12 protein-coding genes are annotated in these 16,629 nt (G+C 71.6%); 4 read left to right on the top strand and 8 right to left on the bottom strand.

Annotated elements, in window-relative coordinates; all coding sequences use genetic code 11:
* The first annotated feature begins 539 nt into the window (after nt 1-539).
* Nucleotides 540-1,706, top strand: a complete 1,167-nt coding sequence (locus AB0J42_RS15920) for a mandelate racemase/muconate lactonizing enzyme family protein (protein ID WP_364294289.1) — start codon at nt 540-542, stop codon at nt 1,704-1,706.
* Nucleotides 1,707-1,716: 10 nt separating this feature from the next.
* Here AB0J42_RS15920 and AB0J42_RS15915 read toward each other — a convergent pair whose 3' ends face one another.
* Complete coding sequence (locus AB0J42_RS15915) at nt 1,717-2,454, bottom strand: FCD domain-containing protein (protein ID WP_364294286.1); 738 nt, start codon at nt 2,452-2,454, stop codon at nt 1,717-1,719.
* A gap of 371 nt (nt 2,455-2,825) precedes the next feature.
* Here AB0J42_RS15915 and AB0J42_RS15910 point away from each other — a divergent pair, with 371 nt between their 5' ends.
* From AB0J42_RS15910 to AB0J42_RS15900, 3 genes are read left to right on the top strand one after another with little or no spacing between them, the layout of a single operon-like run.
* On the top strand, nt 2,826-5,183 hold the full coding sequence (locus tag AB0J42_RS15910) for a ricin-type beta-trefoil lectin domain protein (protein WP_364294283.1): 2,358 nt from the start codon (nt 2,826-2,828) through the stop codon (nt 5,181-5,183).
* A gap of 45 nt (nt 5,184-5,228) precedes the next feature.
* On the top strand, nt 5,229-8,060 hold the full coding sequence (locus tag AB0J42_RS15905) for a PQQ-dependent sugar dehydrogenase (RefSeq protein WP_364294280.1): 2,832 nt from the start codon (nt 5,229-5,231) through the stop codon (nt 8,058-8,060).
* An 11-nt stretch (nt 8,061-8,071) separates the two neighbouring features.
* Complete coding sequence (locus AB0J42_RS15900; RefSeq protein ID WP_364294277.1) at nt 8,072-9,802, top strand: ThuA domain-containing protein; 1,731 nt, start codon at nt 8,072-8,074, stop codon at nt 9,800-9,802.
* 73 nt (nt 9,803-9,875) lie between these two features.
* On the opposite strand, the gene AB0J42_RS15895 is transcribed toward AB0J42_RS15900, so the two are convergent.
* Genes AB0J42_RS15895 through AB0J42_RS15865 form a run of 7 tightly spaced genes read right to left on the bottom strand, consistent with a single transcriptional unit; the run spans nt 9,876 to nt 16,454 of the window.
* Nucleotides 9,876-11,207 carry a nucleotide pyrophosphatase/phosphodiesterase family protein gene (locus tag AB0J42_RS15895; RefSeq protein WP_364294274.1) on the bottom strand — a complete coding sequence of 444 codons (1,332 nt, stop codon included), beginning with the start codon at nt 11,205-11,207 and terminating at the stop codon, nt 9,876-9,878.
* Nucleotides 11,207-12,319, bottom strand: coding sequence for a metabolite traffic protein EboE (gene eboE, locus AB0J42_RS15890; protein ID WP_364294271.1), 1,113 nt, complete (start codon nt 12,317-12,319; stop codon nt 11,207-11,209). Before eboE ends, AB0J42_RS15895 begins: the two co-directional genes overlap by 1 nt.
* A gap of 2 nt (nt 12,320-12,321) precedes the next feature.
* Nucleotides 12,322-13,167: a TatD family hydrolase gene (locus AB0J42_RS15885; protein WP_364294268.1), complete on the bottom strand. Its 846-nt coding sequence runs from the start codon at nt 13,165-13,167 to the stop codon at nt 12,322-12,324.
* Nucleotides 13,168-13,674, bottom strand: coding sequence for an EboA domain-containing protein (locus tag AB0J42_RS15880; RefSeq protein WP_364294265.1), 507 nt, complete (start codon nt 13,672-13,674; stop codon nt 13,168-13,170).
* Nucleotides 13,619-14,485 (bottom strand): sugar phosphate isomerase/epimerase family protein, encoded by an 867-nt coding sequence (locus AB0J42_RS15875; RefSeq protein ID WP_364294262.1) that lies wholly within the window; start codon nt 14,483-14,485, stop codon nt 13,619-13,621. Before AB0J42_RS15875 ends, AB0J42_RS15880 begins: the two co-directional genes overlap by 56 nt.
* Entirely contained in the window at nt 14,482-15,327 is an 846-nt protein-coding gene (locus tag AB0J42_RS15870) for an SCO3242 family prenyltransferase (protein ID WP_364294259.1), read from the bottom strand. The genes AB0J42_RS15875 and AB0J42_RS15870 overlap by 4 nt, the downstream gene beginning before the upstream one ends.
* Nucleotides 15,324-16,454, bottom strand: coding sequence for an inositol-3-phosphate synthase (locus tag AB0J42_RS15865; protein WP_364294256.1), 1,131 nt, complete (start codon nt 16,452-16,454; stop codon nt 15,324-15,326). Before AB0J42_RS15865 ends, AB0J42_RS15870 begins: the two co-directional genes overlap by 4 nt.
* Nucleotides 16,455-16,629: the final 175 nt, after the last annotated feature.

Raw genomic sequence — 16,629 nt, 5'->3', positions numbered from 1 at the left:
GGCGTTTCCTGTTTCGGGGGCCTATGCGGAGAGACGTCATTCGGCTGCGCTTCGGACGACCGGATGTTAGCGCTAACTCAATACCGCCGTAATCGGTTCTCCTTTCTTTGCGGCGGTTGTCGGCGATGGTGCAGCGGAGCAAATACGACCACGACGAGAGCTGTCAAGCCTCGGCCCGATCGGCGTCAAGGGCCGTGGACCGGGAGGAGGGCGGCGCTCCTCCGCCTGACCAGGAAGGGCCGCCGCGGCCGCCGCCGATCCTCCGCCGTGAAACTTTCAGCCCGATCCGTGCGGCGGGATCGGCCGTGCCGCTGCGGCGGACGGTCCAGCTGTCGGTCGGCATTTCTTGACACCCTGCTCATCGGGAACGATGCGTTCCTGATCATGATGTCGTCGCCGGAGCGTCGTACTCTCGTGATCAGGGTCAACGCGCTGCACGGGCAGTACTGCGGCGACATCCCCGTCCAGGGGTCCTGCCGTGCTGATGATCGATCTGGTCCTCCAGCGTCAGATCACCGACGGTTTCACGAAGGGTTGACATGCGGATCACGGGTTATCGCACCATGACGACGGTCCAGGAGTGGGGTCGTCCCGTCGGTGACGTCAACGGGGTCTTCGCCGGCGGAGTCGTCCAGGTGCCGCTCGTCCTGGTGGACACCGACGAGGGGATCACCGGCGTCGGCCTCGGGCCCCATGTGGAGATCGAGACGGTCTTCGCCGCGATCGAGGGTGAGGATCCGCGCGGCGTGACGGCGCTCTACGACCACATGCTGCGGCGTACCTTCAAGGCGGGCCACGCCGGCGCCGTGTTCGGCACGATCGGCGCGCTCGACACCGCCCTGTGGGACATCAAGGCGCAGGCGGCCGGTGAGCCGCTCTGGCGGCTGCTCGGCGGGCGCGACCGGGTGGTGCCCGCGTACGCCTCCGGCCTCGACATCGACCTGACCGACGACGAACTCGTCGAGGCCTACCAGGTCTACGCCGGGCACGGCCTGCGCGCGGCCAAGGTCAAGGGCGGCCTCGACATCGAACGCGACCGGCACCGCCTCACGCTGGTGCGGGACGTCCTGGCCGAGGCGGGGCGCGGAGCGCGGCCGGGCCTGATGCTCGACGTGAACGAGGCCTGGACACGCAAGCAGGCGGTCCGGCACGTCTGCGAGCTCGAACGCACGCTGGATCTCACGTGGATCGAGGAGCCGGTACGGCGGTGGGACGCCGAGGGCCTGGCCGCGGTCGGACGGGGGATCCGCGCCTCCGTCGCCACGGGGGAGAACCTCACCGGGCTGGAGCAGTTCCGGCCGCTGCTGGCCGCGGGGGGCGTGGACATCGTCCAGACGGCCGCCGTGTGGGGGGTGACCCACTTCCTCCGGGTGTCCGCGCTGGCGCACGCCCATGACCTGCCGGTCAGCCCGATCGGGTCCACGCCGGTCGCGCTGCTGCACGCCGCGACGTCGGTGCCGAACCACATCGCCAGCGAGCTGCAGGATCTGAGCCCGCCGCTCGGGCTCTCGCTCGACCTGCGCGTCGAGGACGGCGCGTTCGTCCTCGGCGACTCTCCGGGGCTGGGCATCACGGTCGACGAGCAGGCGATCGACGCCCACCGGCCGGACGCCAGGCCGGCCGAGGGCCCCCACATCCGGCCGGAGCATGCCGGACGCCGGCTGCTGGCGGCCGCAGACCCCTCCGCGGCGCGGTCCTCCGGATGAGCCGCCGGGATCAGGGGGACGAGAAGAGGCGCTGCTGGATCTCCCGGCGGTAGTCGTCGAGGGTGTTGTCGATGTGCGTGGCCGCGGCCTGGGCGGCCGCTTCGGGGTCGCCGGCGCGGATGGCCTCGTAGATGGCCTCGTGTTCCTCCACGGCCTTGGCGGCGTGCCCGCCCACCGAGCCGTGCAGGCCGATGATGCTCGACTGCGCCTGCAGCCTGCGCGCCTCCCGCACGCCGACCTGGAGGAACATGTTGTGCGAGGCGGCGGCGACCGCGGTGTGGAAGGAGTCGTCGCCCTCGTTGAACAGCTCTTCGCGTCCGGTCTCGAAGCCGCGGCGGCACCGGGCGGCCGCTTCTTCGATGGCCCTCAGCTCGGCGGGGGTGGCGCGCCGGGCGGCCAGCCGGCTGGTCTCCATCTCCTGCGTCCGGCGGAACTCGAACAGCATGTAGACGTGGTCGAGGTCGGTCGGGAGGAAGAAGGCCCCCCAGCGCCCGGTGCCGAACATCCCCTCGTCGTCGGCCACGTACAGGCCGCGGCCCTTCTGGGCGCGTACGCGGCCGAGCGCGGAGAGGATCTTCACCGCCTCGCGCACCACGGTGCGGCTGGTGCCGAGTTGCCGGGCCAGTTCGAGCTCCGTCGGCATGCGGTCGCCCGGACGCAGGCCGAGCCTGACGATCAATTCCAGCACCTGCTCGGCTGCTACCTCGTAGCCCGGCCGGTATCCGCTCTGGCGCGGCGCCTCACTCACGGTGCTTCCTCCTCGCCCTTCCTTGCAAGAGTATGACGCAAGAGCCGACTCTTCACCGCCGCCAGAGCTGCGCGATAAGTCTGAAGCATTATGAACGGTTCATCCGAGCTTGTGGCTGTGGAGGCGCGGAGTCACAGGTGTCGATACTGGTGAACGCGGAAAACGGCCGCACTCCCGGTGTCCGAGGCGGGAAATAGGAAGGCTTAAGGGGTTGACGGGTATGCCCGCGGCGAAGCTAATGGGGAGCGAGGCCGGCGTTCCACGTCCGCTCGACCCCGCAATGGCGCGGCCTTTCCTGACGATCAGGGCGTGACCTGGCCATACGCCTACCCCCCGAAGGAACCACCGTGCCCTTACCGCCACTCGTCACGATGCTGAGACCGGTCCTGATCGGCGTCGTCGCCGCGCTGGCCGCGGCGTTCGTCCTCGTCGCCCCCGCGTCCCCGGCCCGCGCGGCCACCACGACCCTGTACGCGTCACCCGCCGGCACCGGCACCGCCTGCACCTCCGCCCAGCCCTGCTCGCTGGCCGCCGCGCAGACGGCGGTACGTTCGCTGAACGCCGGGATGTCCGGCGACATCGTCGTGGAACTGGCCGGCGGGGTGTACCGGCTGTCCACGCCGCTCCAGTTGACCGCCGCGGACTCCGGCAACAACGGCTACTCCGTCAGATGGCAGGCCGCGGCGGGGGCCGACCCGGTCATCAGCGGAGCCAGGGCGGTCACCGGATGGACCCTGGCCGACGCCGGAAAGAACATCTGGCGCGCCACCGTCGCGACCGGGACCGACACCCGCCAGCTGTACGTCGACGGCGCGCTCGCCACCCGGGCCCGCACCGCCGTCAACCGGTCCGACTTCACCGCGAACAGCACCGGGATGAGGTTCACCAGCGGCGCGCTGAGCTACCTGAACAACCTCGCCGACCAGGGCCGGGTGGAGATGGAGAGCATCGGCTCGTTCACCGACCGGTACGCGCCCGTGCAGAGCATCAGCGGAAACCTCATCACGATGCGGCAGCCCGCCTGGAACAACAACAACTTCGGCTACGACACCTTCACCAGCCCGCACCGCGCCGGGCCGCTCTACCTGGTCAACGCCTACGAGTTCCTCGACTCGCCGGGGGAGTGGTACCTCGACCCCGCGAACGGCGCGCTGTCCTACATCCCGCTCGCCGGGCAGAACATGGCCGAGGTCAGCGTGGAGCTGCCGGTGCTCGAGTCGCTGGTGCACGTGGGGGGAACCTACGACGCGCCCGCGCACCACATCACGTTCAGCGGGATCACCTTCACCGGCACGAGCTGGCTCGGCCCCGGCCAGGACCAGGGCTACGTGGACCAGCAGACCGGCGCCTACATAGCGGGCGACTGGGACTGGCCCGCCTTCACCTCCTGCCACCAGGGCTGCCGCCAGTTCGAGGCGGCCCGGCCGAACTGGTACCAGATGCCCGCCGCCGTGCAGATCTCCGCGGCGAACAACGTCACCTTCACCGACTCGCGCTTCGTCAACCTGGGACAGACGGCCATCGGCATCGGCAACGACGCCAACGCGCACGCCAGCGGGGTCGGCCTGGGCGCCTCCGACATCACGGTCACCCGGTCGGAGATCGCCCACAGCGCGGCCGGCGGCATCGTGGCCGGCGGCGTGCGCGGCGACGCGCACCACCCGGGCGACCAGCGGATGGTCAACCGGAACATCACCGTCAGCCACAACCGCATCCACGACCTCGGCCTGGACCACCGGGGCATCGTCTCGGTCCTGACCACGTACGTCACCGGCACCGACGTGTCCCACAACGAGATCTACAACCTGCCGTACACCGGCCTGTCGATCGGGTACGGCTGGGGAGCCAACGAGCCGGGCGGCAGCACCCACTACGCCGACCGCGGCCTGTACGACTTCCAGCCGCGCTACACCACGCCCACCACCGCCTCCGGCAACCGGCTCGTCGGCAACTACGTGCACGACGTCATGCAGCAGATGACCGACGGCGGCTGCATCTACACGCTCTCGTGGAACCCGGGCGCGGTGATCAGCGACAACCACTGCCTGCGCACCAACGGCTGGTTCGGCATCTACTTCGACGAGGGCTCGCGGTACTACACCGTCAGGAACAACGTCCTGTCGAACACCGGCACCTGGGCCACCGCCAACTACTGGTACGGCGAGAACATGGGTGACTTCACCGTCACCGGCAACTGGTCGACCAACGGCAGCACCAACGTCACCGACGGCGACCGCGGCAACGTGGTGAACAACAACGTCACCGTCGCCAACGGCGCCTGGCCGGCCGGAGCCCAGGCCGTGATCGCCGCCGCCGGGCCCGGGGGCCAGTCCCCGGGAGACGACACGGGCACCCTCAGGGGTGTCGGGTCGAACCGGTGCCTGGACGTCGACGGCGCTTCCCAGTCCAACGGCGCCCAGGTGCACATCTGGGACTGCCACGGCGGCACGAACCAGCAGTGGACCGCCACCAGCGCCGGTGAGCTGCGCGTCTACGGCGGCAAGTGCCTGGACGTGAACGGCGCCGGCACGGCGGACGGCACCGCGGTGATCATCTGGGACTGCAACGGCCAGAACAACCAGAGATGGACGCTGAACGCCGACGGCAGCGTCACCGCCGTGGGCGCGAACAAGTGCCTGGACGTCAGCGGCTACGGCACCGCCAACGGCTCCAAGGTGCACATCTGGACCTGCCACGGCGGCACCAACCAGCAGTGGACCCGCTCCTGACATCGCCTACCCCGACCGGTCTTCCTGCCGCAGGAGGGAACACCCATGCCCCGACGTCCGTGGCTCACCTCGCTGACCACGATGCTGACCACGATGGCGCTCATCATCCCCGGCGCGCTCGCGCTCACCGCCACCCCCGCGAACGCGCTCGACATCCCGCCGTCCGACTACCAGCAGGTGTCCCTCGCCTCGGGCGGCGCCGAACTGGGCGAGGCGATGTCGCTGGCCGTGCTGCCGGACCGCTCGGTGGTGCACACGGCACGCGACGGCACGGTCCGCGTCACCGACGCCGCCGGCAACACGAAGGTGGCCGGCAAGCTCAACGTCTACACCCACGACGAGGAGGGCCTGCAGGGCGTGGCGGCCGACCCCGGCTTCGCCGCCAACCGGCACCTGTGGCTCTACTACTCGCCGCGGCTGAGCACCCCGAACGGTGACGCGCCGAGCACCGGCACGCAGAGCCAGTTCGACCAGTGGAAGGGCGAGCTGTACCTGTCCCGGTTCACCCTCAAGGCGGACGACACTCTCGACCTGAGCAGCGAGAAGGTGGTCCTGCGGGTCCCGAACGACCGCGGCCAGTGCTGTCACGTGGGCGGGGACATCGACTTCGACGCCGCCGGCAACCTCTATCTGACCACCGGCGACGACACCAACCCGTTCGAGTCGGGCGGTTACTCCCCGCTGGACGAGCGGACCAACCGCAACCCGCAGTACGACGCCCAGCGCTCGTCCGCCAACACCAACGACCTGCGGGGCAAGCTCCTGCGCATCCACCCCGAGCCCGACGGCACCTACACGATCCCCGCCGGCAACATGTTCCCGCCGGGCACGGCCAGGACCCGGCCGGAGATCTACGCGATGGGCTTCCGCAACCCGTTCCGGATGAGCGTGGACAAGGCGACCGGCGTCGTCTACCTCGGCGACTACGGGCCGGACGCGGGCGTGACGAACTCCAGCCGCGGGCCGAGCGGGCAGGTGGAGTTCAACCGCATCACCGGTCCGGGCAACTACGGCTGGCCGTACTGCACCGGCACGAACACCACCGCCGAGACCTACAACGCGTGGAACTTCGCCACCAACAGCACCGGCCCGAAGTACGACTGCGCGGGCGGCCCGGCCAACGACTCCTTCCGCAACACCGGCCTGACCACACTGCCGCCGGCGAAGCCGGCGTGGATCCGGTACGCGGGGGACGCGGGGAGCCCGCCCGAGTTCGGCTCCGGGTCGGAGTCGCCGATGGGCGGCCCCGTCTACCGCTACGACCCGAGCCTGAACTCGGCCGTCAAGTTCCCCCAGTCGCTCGACGGGCGGTTCTTCGCCGGTGAGTACGGCCGGCGCTGGATCAAGGCGATCGAGGTCAGGCAGGACGGCGGGTACGGGGAGATCTCGGCCTTCCCCTGGTCCGGGACGCAGGTGATGGACATGGCCTTCGGCCCCGACGGAGCCCTGTACGTCCTCGACTACGGCACCGGCGGCAACAACCAGGCGCTCTACCGCATCGAGTACATCGGCGACGCCGACCGCAACCCGATCGCCAAGGCCTCCGCCGACAGGACGTCCGGACCGGCGCCGCTCACGGTGGCCTTCTCCTCGGCGGGCAGCTCGGATCCGGAGGGCGGCGCGCTCACGTACGCGTGGAACTTCGGCGACGGCACCACCTCCACGGCGGCGAACCCGACCAAGACCTACTCCACGGAAGGCACCTACACGGCGACGCTCACCGTCCGGGACCCGCAGGGCCTCACCGGCACGGCGAGCGTGATCGTGACCGTCGGCAACACCGCGCCCACGGTCACCCTCACCGCCCCGGCCGACGGGCAGCTCTTCTCCTTCGGCGACACCGTGCCCTTCGAGGTCACCGTCGGCGACCCGGAGGACGGCACGATCGACTGCGGCCGGGTCACCGTCGCCTACTTCCTCGGCCACGACAGCCACCGCCACCAGATCACCTCCAAGACCGGCTGCTCGGGCACCATCTCGGTGCCGATCGACGGCGAGCACGACGTCGCGGCCAACATCTACGGCGTCCTGGAGGCCTCCTACACCGACCAGGGCGGTCTGACCTCCACCAGCGTCCGCACGCTCCAGCCACGGCACCGGCAGGCGGAGCACTTCGCCGCCCACCAGGGCATCCAGACGGCCGAGCACGAGAGCGCGGAAGGCGGCGTGACGGCCGGCTTCATCGACGACGGCGACTGGATCTCCTTCCACCCGTACCGGCTGAGCGGCGCGACGAGGATCACCGCCCGGGTGTCCTCGGCCGGCGCGGGCGGCAGGATCGAGGTGCGGGCGGGCTCGGCGACAGGCACCCTGCTCGGCACCGCGAACGTGGCGAGCACCGGCGGCTGGGACACCTTCACCGAGGTCTCGGCACAGCTCAGCGGCGCGCCGGCCGGCACGACGACGCTGTACCTGGTCTTCCGCGGCCCGACCGGACAGGGCTACCTGTTCGACGTGGACGCCTTCACCTTCGAGACCGGCACCCCGCCCGTGGAGAGCACGAGCGCGTTCGAGGGCGTCGCGTCGGGCCGGTGCCTGGACGTCAACGGCGCCTCCCAGGCCAACGGCGCGCAGGCGCAGCTGTGGGACTGCAACGGTCAGAGCAACCAGGAGTGGACCGCCACCGGCGCCGGTGAGCTCCGGGTGTACGGCGACAAGTGCCTCGATGTGAACGGAGCCGGGACGGCCGACGGCACCGCGGTGATCATCTGGGACTGCAACGGCCAGAACAACCAGAAGTGGACGCTGAACGCCGACGGCAGCATCACCGCGGTCGGCGCGAACAAGTGCCTGGACGTCAACGGAACCGCCAACGGCACCAAGGCACAGATCTGGACCTGCACCGGAGGAACCAACCAGCGCTGGACCCGCGTCTGAAAGGGACACTCATGCTGCGACATCCGACCCCGCCCGGGGGCGCCCGCAAGACCTCCGTACTGCGGCGCCTGTCAGTACTGACAGTGGCGGCGATCACCGCCGCCGCGACGGTGCTCCCCGCCGTCCCCGCCCAGGCCGCCGCCTTCAAGGTGCTGGTGTTCTCCAAGACGGCCGGGTTCCGGCACGACGCGATCCCCGCCGGGATCCAGGCCATCCGCGACCTGGGGACCGCCAACGACTTCGACGTCGACGCCACCGAGGACTCCAGCGCCTTCACCACGGCCAACCTGGCCCAGTACCAGGCGGTGGTGTTCCTCAGCACGACCGGCGACGTACTGAACAACAGCCAGCAGACCGCCTTCGAGGCGTACGTGGACGGCGGGGGCGGAGTCGTCGGCGTGCACGCGGCCGCCGACACCGAGTACGACTGGCCGTACTACGGGCAGCTGATGGGCGCCTGGTTCGCCAGCCATCCGGCGATCCAGCAGGCCACCGTACGGAACGAGGACCGGGCGCACGCCGCGACCGCGCACCTCGGGACCCGCTGGACCCGCACCGACGAGTGGTACAACTACCGCTCCAACCCCCGCCCGGACGTCCGGGTGCTGCAGAGCCTGGACGAGGGCAGCTACAGCGGCGGCAGCATGGGCGACCACCCGATCACCTGGTGCCACCCGCAGGCCGCCGGCCGTGCGTTCTACACCGGCCTGGGCCACACCCAGGAGTCGTACGCCGACCCGGACTTCCGCGCGCTGCTGCTCGGCGGGATCCGGTACGCGGCCAAGGCCGTCAACGCCGACTGCCGCCCGGAGACCGGGTACACGCCGCTGTACAACGGCTCGACGACCGGCTGGTCGCAGGCGGGGCCGGGGTCGTTCGCCAACAGCGACGCCACGCTGACCTCGCAGGGCGGCATGGGGATGCTGTGGTACGACGCGAAGGAGTTCGGCTCCTACTCGCTCAAGCTCGACTGGAAGCTGACCGGCGACGCCAACTCCGGCGTGATCGTCGGGTTCCCCGCCACCGGCGATCCCCAGGCGGCGCTCGACACCGGATACGAGGTGCAGATCGACGCGACCGACACCCCGGACAAGACCACCGGGGCGATCTACGGGGTCCAGTCCGCGGACCTCGCCGCCCGTGACGCGGCGCTCAACCTGCCGGGCCAGTGGAACACCTACGAACTGCTGGTCGAGGGTGAGCGGCTGCAGGTGTTCCTGAACGGCAGCAAGATCAACGATTTCACCAACACCGACCCGGCCCGCTCCCTGCAGCAGGGCCACATCGGCATCCAGAACCACGGGCCCGGTGACGTGGTCTCCTTCCGTGACATCCGTATCAAGGAACTGGCCGGCGGCACGGGAGCGCTGCGGGGCGTGGCCTCGAACCGGTGCCTGGACGTCAGCGGCGCCTCCCAGTCCAACGGCGCCCAGGTGCACATCTGGGACTGCAACGGCCAGCCCAACCAGCAGTGGACCGCCACCGGCGCCGGTGAGCTCCGGGTGTACGGCAACAAGTGCCTCGACGTGAATGGAGCGGGCACGGCGGACGGCACCGCGGTGATCATCTGGGACTGCAACGGCCAGAACAACCAGAAGTGGACGTTGAACGCCGACGGCAGCGTCACCGCCGTGGGCGCGAACAAGTGCCTGGACGTCAGCGGGTACGGCACCGCCAACGGCACCAGGGTGCAGATCTGGTCCTGCACCGGAGCGACCAACCAGAAGTGGACCCGCGGCTGACGCCGCCCGTCCACCGGCCCCCGGCGCGGCGATCCGGGCCGCCGCGCCGGGGCTTCCGGTCACGGGGGAGCGGTCAGCGGACTCTCCGGGCCAGCGCGGTCAGGAGTCCCTTGACCTCGGTCGCGTCGTAGGAGTCGCGGTCGAAGGGGCCGATGATCACCGGCCCGTCGTCGGCGCGATCGGGCAGCCGGCCGTGGCTGCCCCGCACCGGCGACGGGTCGAGCGGCACCACCCGCATCGTGTACCGGAAGCCCAGCTTCTTCCTGGCGAGCGCCGTCGCCGCGCGCAGCTTGACGAACGGATCGCCCGGGTCCATGAACAGCTCGGCCGGGTCGTAGCCGGGTTTGCGGTGGATGTCCACGATCCTGGCGAAGTCGGGGGCGCGGTCGTCGGAGAGCCAGTAGTAGTAGGTGAACCAGGCGTCCGGCTCCGCCACCGCGACGAGCTCGCCGGCGCGTTCGTGGTCGAGCCCGTACTTCGCCTTCCCCGCCTGGCCGAGCACCTCGTCCACGCCGGCCAGCTCGGCGATGACGGCGCGGGCGCGGTCGACGTCGCCGGGGTCGCGCACGTACACGTGGGCCACCTGATGGTCGGCGACGGCGAAGGCCCGGGACGTCCACGGGTCGAGATACTCCATCCCGGCCTGGACGTAGACCTCCAGGAGACCCGCGCGGCGCAGCGCCCGGTTGATGTCCACCGGGCGGGACGCCGGGGTGATGCCGTACTCGGAGAGCACGACCACCTCGGCCTCCTCGGCCAGGAGCGGAGCCAGCGCGGCGTCGACCGCGCGGGCGGCCGCGACCGCCTCGGGACCGTCGGGACCGTACCGCTGGAGGTCGTAGTCGAGGTGGGGCACGTAGACCAGCAGCAGGTCCGGCCGCTCGCGGGCCAGGATGCGGCGGGCGGCGGCGATGATCCACTCGGAGGAGGCGATCCCCGCGGTGGGGCCCCAGTAGGTGAACAGGGGGAACGGCCCCAGCGCGGCCTCCAGGTCGTCGTGGAGCGAGGGCGGGCGGGTGTAGCAGTCGGGCGACTTGCGGCCGTCGGCGTGGTAGACGGGGCGCGGGGTGACGAGCAGGTCGGAAGGCGCGCCCATCGCGTACCACCAGCAGACGTTGGCGGTACGCAGGCCGGGCGCGGCGGTCCACAGCTGGTCGCCCTGGATGAGCGCGTTGTGCTGGCGCCACAGCAGCACCTCGCCGAGATCCCGGAAGTACCACCCGTTGCCGACGATGCCGTGGTCGCGGGGCATCGAACCGGTGAGCAGGGTGGCCTGCATCGAGCAGGTGACGGCGGGCAGCACGGGCCGCAGCGTCGCCGCCGAGCCCGCCTTCGCCACGTTCGGCATGTGCGCGAGCAGGCGCGGGGTGAGCCCGACCACGTTGACCACGATCAGCGGTGCCATCACGTCTCCTTCAGGCCGAGGGCGGCGAGCTGCCCCCGCATCCAGTCGAGCTCGGCGGCGATGCCTTCCGCGATGTCGGCCGGCGCGCCGGGCAGCACGTGCCAGGTGTAGGTCTCCACCTCGACGTGCCTGGTCAGCGGGCGCTCCCCGCCGAGCAGCGTCTCCAGCAGGCGCCGCAGGTAGGGGGCGCTGGTGGTGAGCGGCGGGGGCGGCGCGTCGTGCAGCGGGACGTGGAAGTGCACGCGCCAGCTCTCGTCCGCGGGCAGCGCGCCGGCCAGGGCCTCGCCCAGGTCGTCGGCGTACCCGCTGGCGGAGCGCGTCTGATGGAGGAAGCGGGGCTCGTCGAACGCGGCCAGCGCCCGCTGCGCCCCCGGCGGCGCCACCAGGGCGCACGACGCCTGGAGCTTCACGATCGGCAGCCCGCCGGCGGCGTCCACCCCGGGCTCCTCGAACCCCACGGCCATGTGGCAGGCGTCCATGCAGAGGCCGAGGTGGTCGTGGTCCGCGTCGCCCAGCAGGGCGCTCGCCTGGGACGTCGTCTCGGCGATGCAGCCCGGCTCGGGCTCGAAGCCCAGCCGGATCACCTTGCCGGTACGGCTCGCCAGCGCGCGCAGGCCCCGGGCGGCCGCGTCGAGGTTGGCCCGCACCGCCGCCGCCTTCTCGCTCGTCCACCCGGTCCGCCAGGCGAGGGGCAGGGTCGAGATCGTGCCCTCGGAGACGTCGTCCGGCAGCAGCGCGGCGAGGATCCGGGCGAGCGCGAGCGTGTGGCGCAGCCGCTCCGGGTCGGCCCAGTCGGGGGTGTAGACGCGGTACTTCACGACCTCGTCCTGGAAGCCGCGGTAGGGGAACCCGTTCAGGGTCACGACCTCCAGCCCGAGCGCGGTCAGCCGCTCGCGCAGCGCCGCGAGCTCTCCGGGCCGGGCGGTGAGGTCCGCGGCGGCGCGCTGGGACAGCCAGAGCCCGAGCCCGAGCCGTTCGGTGCCGAGCAGGCGCCGGACCCGGGCCGCGACGCCGGACAGCTGATGGTGGATGCCGGGGAGGTCCTCGGCGGCGTGGACGTTGGTGCAGTAGGACAGATGAACCGTCGAGCCGTCCGGATGGCGCAGCCGCATGGTCAGCCCCGCTTGATCGTGTTGCCGGCGTAGTCGGCACCGGTTTCCGAGCCGGTGTCGATGTCGAGCCGGCCGCTCTGCCCGTAGAAGGCGACCGGATTGCGCCACAGCACCTGATCCACGTCGTCCTCGCCGAAGCCCGCCGCGAGCATGGCGTCGGCCACCTGGCGTGTCTTGAGCGGGTCGCTCCGTCCCCAGTCGGCGGCCGAGTTCACCAGCATCCTGTCCGTGCCGTACTCCTTGAGCAGGGCCACCATCCGGTCCGGGTCCATCTTGGTGTGCGGGTAGATCGAGAACCCCATCCAGCAGCCCGACTCCGCGACCATGCCGACGGTCATCTCGTTGAGGTGGTCGATGAGCACCCGCCCGGGCGGTATCCCGGCGACCCGCACCACGTCGAGCGTCCGGCGGGTGCCCGCGGCCTTGTCCCGGTGCGGAGTGTGCACGAGCACCGGGAGCTCGTGCTCCTGCGCCAGCGTGAGCTGGGCCTCGAACACCCTCTCCTCCTCCGCCGTCATCGAGTCGTAGCCGACCTCCCCGACCGCGACGACGGAGCCCTTCAGCAGATAACGCGGCAACTCGGCCAGCACCGCCGCGCACCGCGGATCGTTCGCCTCCTTGGGGTTGAGCGCGAGCGCGCAGTGGTGGCGGATGCCGTGCTGCGCGGCGCGGTAGGGCTCCCAGCCGAGCAGCGCGTCGAAGTAGTCGAGGAAGCTGCCCACGTTGGTGCGGGGCTGTCCCAGCCAGAAGGCGGGCTCGACGACGGCCCGCACCCCCGCGGCGTGCATGCGCTCGTAGTCGTCGGTGGTCCGGGAGGTCATGTGGATGTGGGGGTCGAAGATGCGCATTCAGATCCTCTCCAGGACGTCGCGCGGGACGGGCCGGCCGGCCGCCCGCAGCTCGGCGGCGTAGTCGGACAGCATCCGGGCCAGCTCGGCGTCGAAGCGGCGGTCCAGCCCGGCCACCGCCGCCAGCGGGATCGACATGAAGACGCACTTGAGCACCCCCTGCCGGAAGGCGTGGTCGTCCAGCCACGCCGACCCGTACGGGCCGAGGGCCGCGGCGACCAGCCGCGCGTCGTTGGTGCGCAGCGCGTCCTCCACCAGCGCGACGGCCGCGTCTTCCAGGCCGAGCTCGTGCAGGACGGTCAGGATCGCCAGCCGCTCGCCGCTGTCGCCGCCCTCGTACAGGCTGCGGATCACGGCGTGGTCGCCGCGCAGCGCGCCGAGCAGCGCGCGCCGGGCGCCCGGGCCGCCCCGCCGTTCGGCCTGCGGGAAGAGCCGGTGGATCGCCTGCGGGTCAGCCTCGACCTGCCGGACGGCCGAGGCCCGCCACTCCTGTGCCGGCTCGTTCATGGGCCCTCCTCAGGAACTCGATCGATCGGCGGGCCACCTGCGGGGCCGCATGGCTGTGCCGGGCCAGCTCCACGGCCACCAGACCCGGGTAGCCGCGCAGGGCGGCGAGCACCGGCGCGAAGTCGATCTCGCCCTCGCCGAACTCCAGGTGCTCGTGGACGCCCCGCCGCATGTCCTCGATCTGCACGTGCACGGTGTACGGGAGCGCCCGCCGCAGACAGGTGTCCAGATCCTCCGGCTCCACGCAGTGGCAGTGCCCGATGTCGAGAGTGAGGCCGAACCGGGGATGGCCGCCGAGCATCGCGCGCAGCCGCTCGTAGCCGTCCAGGTCGGCGACCAGCATCCCGGGCTCGGGTTCGAACCCCAGCGTGACGCCCGCCCGATCGGCCTCGTCGAGCAGCCGCGCGCACTGGCGGGCCAGCCGCGAGTACGCCTCCGCCTCCGGCATGCCGCCGGGCTGGACGCCGCTCCACAGATGCACCACGGGAGCGCCCAGGTCGGCGGCGACGCGCATCGCCGTGATCAGGAACTCCGCCCGGCGTCCGGCGTCCTCGCTGATGAGGGTCGGGTGGTGTTTGCGCACGGGGTCGAGGGTGTAGCGCCCGCCCGTCTCGACCACGACGCCGAGGCCGAGGCGGTCGCAGACCCCGGCGATCCTGGACACCTCCGCGGCCAGCCCGGGGGCGTAGGGGTCGAGGTGACCGTGGTCGAGGGTGATGGCCGCACCCGTGTACCCCAGGTCGGCCAGGACGGCGAGCGCCTCGGGGAGCCGGTGGCCGGCGAAGCCGTTGGTGCAGTAGGCCCAGTTCACGAGGTCGCCACCCGGGATGAGAGCCACCGGCCCGCGGGGAGCGAGCACAGCAGCGCGCCCGCCGTCGCGAACCGGCCGCCGCCCGCGACCACCGCCGCCTGGAGCGGGATCAGGCCGAGGATGCTCAGCCGGACGGCCCGCCGGACGTTCCCGGGGTCGGGCAGGGTCCGTAACCCGGCCTGGACCGGGACGGTGGAGGCGAGGTAGCCGGCGATGAGGACGCCCGCCCCGGCCCGGGCGGCGGCTCCGCCGCGCACGCAGGTGACGGCCGCGAGCCCGGCCGCCACGGTGCTGGCCGCCAGCGCGCGCTCGGCCGTGCCGGGTGCCGCCCCCGTCACCTCGGCACGGCCGAGGACGCTGATCCCGTACGTGTGCGCGCCTATCGACAGCGCCGCGGGCAGCGCGGCCCTGGTCTGGTCGCCCGCGCCCAGCAGAACGTCGAGCACCCGGCAGGCCGCCATCGACGCCGGTCCCGCCGCCGTCCGTTTGAGCCGCAGGTCGTACGCCCAGACCGCGCCGGCCAGCAGACCGGCGACGGTGAGACCGCGACGGCCGTCGGCGAGGGCGGCGGTGGCCAGGCCCGCGCCGGTCAGGGCGGCCGCGAGCCCGAGCGCGGCGCCCGGGCTGATCCGGCCCGACGGGATCGGGCGCTCGGGACGCTCGGCGGCGTCCTCCTCGCGGTCCGCCCAGTCGTTGAGCGCCATTCCCGACCAGTACATGAGTACCGACGCCAGGGCCAGGCCGGCCGCCGGCCGCCGTCCCGCGGCGGCGGCCCCCGCCAGGGTGTCGCCCGGCACCGACAGCGCGGCCGGTGCGCGGACCAGTTCGAGCAGTGCCCTCATGACAGCTCCTCGGCGAAGGCGCGCAGCCGGGCGTACTGGGCGGCCAGGGAGTGCTCGTCCGTCCCCAGCGGGCTCTTGAAGAAGTACGCCAGCTCTGGCAGGACGCCGTGCCGTCCTTTCTCGTGCGCGCGGGCGACCAGCCGGGCCAGGTCCAGGACGAGCGGCGCGGCCAGCGCCGAGTCGCAGCCCTGCCAGGTGAACTGCATCGTCATCCGGACGCCGAGAAAGCCCTCGAAGCTCACGTGGTCCCAGGCGGTCTTCCACTCGCCGAGATCCGGGACGTAGTCGATGTGCGTCTCACCCTCCACGGGTTCTCCCAGGACCTTCGCGACGACCTGGTCCTTGGAGAGCCGCTTGCTGGACCTGGCGGCGGGATCGGCGAGCGTCGCCCCGTCGCCGCCGCCGAGCAGGTTGAGCCCGGACCAGGAGCGGACCCGGAGCGCCCGGTCCGCGAACATGGGTGCCAGGGCGCTTTTGACCAGGGTCTCGCCGGTCTTGCCGTCGCGTCCCGCGTACGGCACTTTCTGGAGGGCGGCGAGCTCCGCCAGGGCGGGCAGGGCCGGCCCGGTGGACGGAGTGAACTCCACGTAACCGCACCCCGCGTGGAAGGCCGCGTAGGCGTACAGCGAACTCGGCGGCAGGACGTCGTCCCCCGCGGCGATCCGCTCCTCCAGGTCGGCCAGCGTGCCGAACTCCGGGCGCGCGTCCACCGGCGGCTCGGTCGAGGACACGTTGACGACGACCACCCGGGATAACCCGTTGCGGGCGCGGAAGCCGGCGATGTCGTCGATCAGCCGCGCCGCGCTCTGCCCGTCGCCGGGGACGTGGCCCGGCCGGATCTCGGCGTCGGCGGCTTCCAGATCGGACGCGAGCAGCTCCGGCAGGTCCGGTGAGATGACCTCCGCCCGGGCCAGTTGTTCGGCGCGCTTGCATAAGGAGATTTCAGCGACGTCATGGCCACCGAAGACCAGGGCGGTCAGCGGAACCAGCCGCCCCGGAAAGCCGGCGGACTCGGTCACGCATCCACGGGGGGACGCCGCTCCCGCTCTTATGGCCGCGGCGCCCACAATGGCAGTGGTCGCCACGGACCCTCGTGCCCCGATAAGCCACACACCGAGCTTGCTCATGAAAGCCCCATCGTGTCGGGACTACCCCCGCATGTAACGGAAGTGAGTCTTCGCGATGGTAAGAGCCGATTTCGCCGATGGTCAAGTATAAGTAGGCTCTTCGTCGTCCGATTCCGCGGCGCTGCCGGCCCATCGCCGCCCGTCTCGCCCACGTCATCCCGATGATTACGTCATT

It is taken from the genome of Nonomuraea sp. NPDC049649, from assembly GCF_040675175.1.
In the GTDB taxonomy this organism is placed as follows: Bacteria; Actinomycetota; Actinomycetes; order Streptosporangiales; family Streptosporangiaceae; genus Nonomuraea.
This window is presented reverse-complemented; position numbering and strand designations above follow the sequence as displayed.

Bases quoted from the DNA above. Each gene is read 5' to 3' on its own strand.
- AB0J42_RS15880 (WP_364294265.1), bottom strand. From the start codon at position 13,674: ATGAACGAGCCGGCACAGGAGTGGCGGGCCTCGGCCGTCCGGCAGGTC.
- AB0J42_RS15885 (WP_364294268.1), bottom strand. From the start codon at position 13,167: ATGCGCATCTTCGACCCCCACATCCACATGACCTCCCGGACCACCGAC.
- AB0J42_RS15900 (WP_364294277.1), top strand. From the start codon at position 8,072: ATGCTGCGACATCCGACCCCGCCCGGGGGCGCCCGCAAGACCTCCGTA.
- AB0J42_RS15905 (WP_364294280.1), top strand. From the start codon at position 5,229: ATGCCCCGACGTCCGTGGCTCACCTCGCTGACCACGATGCTGACCACG.
- AB0J42_RS15895 (WP_364294274.1), bottom strand. From the start codon at position 11,207: ATGGCACCGCTGATCGTGGTCAACGTGGTCGGGCTCACCCCGCGCCTG.
- AB0J42_RS15920 (WP_364294289.1), top strand. From the start codon at position 540: ATGCGGATCACGGGTTATCGCACCATGACGACGGTCCAGGAGTGGGGT.
- eboE (WP_364294271.1), bottom strand. From the start codon at position 12,319: ATGCGGCTGCGCCATCCGGACGGCTCGACGGTTCATCTGTCCTACTGC.
- AB0J42_RS15870 (WP_364294259.1), bottom strand. From the start codon at position 15,327: ATGAGGGCACTGCTCGAACTGGTCCGCGCACCGGCCGCGCTGTCGGTG.
- AB0J42_RS15865 (WP_364294256.1), bottom strand. From the start codon at position 16,454: ATGAGCAAGCTCGGTGTGTGGCTTATCGGGGCACGAGGGTCCGTGGCG.
- AB0J42_RS15910 (WP_364294283.1), top strand. From the start codon at position 2,826: ATGCTGAGACCGGTCCTGATCGGCGTCGTCGCCGCGCTGGCCGCGGCG.